This is a genomic window from Synechococcus sp. R55.7, from assembly GCF_047461955.1.
Taxonomy (GTDB): Bacteria; Cyanobacteriota; Cyanobacteriia; order Thermostichales; family Thermostichaceae; genus Thermostichus.
Genome location: NZ_JANSIC010000007.1, coordinates 20,946 through 22,687 on the forward strand (window position 1 = coordinate 20,946; position 1,742 = coordinate 22,687).

A 1,742-nucleotide genomic window follows, 5' to 3' on the forward strand; every position below is an offset into this window, starting at 1 on the left:
ACAAAAAATTTGAGCTCTTTGGCAACGAAATTGGGGAAGGGGATCAGCTGACCCAGGGATCCATTTGGATTGGAGATGGCTCCTTGCTTTGGATCCCGGTGCCCTCCCTCAGCCACGGGGTGGTGTGGATAAGCTGCCCGCTTCTGCTCAAGCGCTGGCTGCGGCTAACAGGCCAGAATCTGTCAGTGCCGGATCCCTATAGCACCAACTTGGGAACAAACCAGCCTATCTACCTCAAAGATGCCATTCTCAAAGAGGGTCTTCGACAATGGTCGGAATGGAAGAGCTACACCAAAGATCCTAATATCAGTCGCGTGATTGTTTTACCCGATCAGCACTGTGCCACCCTCATTCAAATGAGCCTGTGGCGGCAGGTGAAAGTCAAGCTTAGCGAGCACAAGGTTGTGGAAGGAGGCTTCCGCTATGAAGAGGCCATTCCTCCTGACAGCTTGATGTACTTTACCTGGGGGGTTACCGCCCAAGCAAATGGCAGTTCTGAGGAGGCAATGAAAGAGTTTCGAGATCTGCTGCAATCCAACCAGATTATGCAGATTGGCGGCCAGGAAAGCTTGGGCCGAGGCTTTGTGGAGCTGTCTTTGAACTAGATCTCAACCTAGGAGGGAGGTTTTATGAATAGCTTTGACCCGCGTACATTAGCCAAGCCCGTTTACGAATCCCTGTGCCAGCTCAGAGCACAAACCAAGGATACAGAAAGGCTAAAAGAGCAGAAGAACCAGGCTGTGGAGCTGTACACCTATCTTTCCACCTGGGGTTTGCTGCGCCTCAAGGCCGAAGAAGACGCCCTTAGCCAAGAGGGCAAAAAAGAGGTGGTCAAGGAGTTTTTCGATTGCCTAGAAAAGATCTCCGGTCAAAACGAAATTGCCAAATCCAACGGCCTGGATCGTCTCATGGGGTTGGGAGTTGAAGAGTACCTGGGTTTAACAGGGCTGGGACTTGCTTTGGCGCAAGAATTCAGCTTCTGGGCTACAGCCATTTACCATGACATTAGCGGAGGGGAATAATGAGCGTAGCCATTCCAATCCAGTCTATTTCCCTGTGTGAAGGAAGCCAAGTGGTCATCCATTCGCTGACTTGGCAAGACTTTGAGAGCATTTTGGAGGAGTTAGGGGAAGACCGCCACACTCGCGTTGCCTATTACAACGGCACTTTAGAGATTATGTCTCCCTTGTCCAAACATGAGCGCCCTCACCGCATTGCCGGAGATATTGTGAAAGCTCTCCTTGATTCTCAAGGGAGAGACTGGGAAGACTTTGGCTCAACAACCCTTAAAAAGTCTGGCAGTGCTGGGGTGGAGCCTGACACCTGCTTTTATGTCCATCACCTAGAGCAGGTGCGAGGGTGTGAGGGAAGGATCGATGTCGATCTGTTGCCTCCGCCTGATCTGGCCATTGAGTCCGACATTACTTCCCGAACCTTTATCGATGCTTATAAAGCTACTGGTGTGCCCGAAGTTTGGCTCTTGGGTGAGCGAAGTTTACGGATGTTTATTCTGCAGGGAGAAGACTACGTAGAATCGAGCTGCAGCCGGCTTTTTCCAGACTTCGACATCTCCAGTCTTGTACCTCAACTTATTCGACGCGCCTTAGAAATTGGCACCAGCGCTATGTTGCGCGAATTTCGGGAAACGCTTCGCAATTCCTAATACTGCTTTCCATCTTTAGGAGAAGATCAAATGCCTAGCAATCGTCCTGCTCCCTGGTTAGGACATCCCTCGGATCCCA

3 protein-coding genes are annotated in these 1,742 nt (G+C 50.8%); all 3 read left to right on the top strand.

All coding sequences use genetic code 11. The annotated features are described in order from the left end of the window. Nucleotides 1-605 (top strand): type III-B CRISPR module RAMP protein Cmr4 (cmr4, locus tag NW820_RS00985; protein WP_414406438.1); only part of this gene is annotated, 605 nt, incomplete at its 5' end. 24 nt (nucleotides 606-629) lie between these two features. Continuing rightward, nucleotides 630-1,022, top strand: a complete 393-nt coding sequence (locus NW820_RS00990; protein ID WP_414406439.1) for a hypothetical protein — start codon at nucleotides 630-632, stop codon at nucleotides 1,020-1,022. Further along, nucleotides 1,022-1,663 (top strand): Uma2 family endonuclease, encoded by a 642-nt coding sequence (locus tag NW820_RS00995; RefSeq protein WP_414406440.1) that lies wholly within the window; start codon nucleotides 1,022-1,024, stop codon nucleotides 1,661-1,663. Before NW820_RS00990 ends, NW820_RS00995 begins: the two co-directional genes overlap by 1 nt. The last annotated feature ends 79 nt before the right edge of the window (nucleotides 1,664-1,742 follow it).

Bases quoted from the DNA above. Each gene is read 5' to 3' on its own strand.
- NW820_RS00990 (WP_414406439.1), top strand. From the start codon at position 630: ATGAATAGCTTTGACCCGCGTACATTAGCCAAGCCCGTTTACGAATCC.
- NW820_RS00995 (WP_414406440.1), top strand. From the start codon at position 1,022: ATGAGCGTAGCCATTCCAATCCAGTCTATTTCCCTGTGTGAAGGAAGC.